The organism is Psychrobacter sp. CAL346-MNA-CIBAN-0220 (genome assembly GCF_040309805.1).
Lineage (GTDB): Bacteria > Pseudomonadota > Gammaproteobacteria > Pseudomonadales > Moraxellaceae > Psychrobacter.
Window position 1 is genome coordinate 1 of sequence record NZ_JBEOPF010000547.1, and the last position, 252, is coordinate 252.

The 252-nt window shown below is 37.7% G+C and carries 1 pseudogene; it reads right to left on the reverse strand.

What is annotated here, in order from left to right:
• Positions 1 to 252: pseudogene (locus AAEY88_RS14735) on the reverse strand (hypothetical protein); the annotation flags it as partial.

Here is a 252-nt window from a genome sequence, read left to right on the forward strand (position 1 = left end):
TTCCTGTGGTTGTTGCTGTGTCTGGTACGGCAAAAAATGGCACAAATTCACAATGCTTACGACCATAATCTTGATCAGGTAAGTAGTAACATATTTTTTTGTTTTTAAGTGCTTTTAATAAACCTTTTACGTCTTTTCGGCCAATTAAATATTCGTTAGAGCGCAAGCGGCCATTGGTAGTAAAGTATTCCATAAGCGGATTGTTGTGCGGGCGATAAAAACCTAAGCCTTGGTATTTTAATCCCATTACAC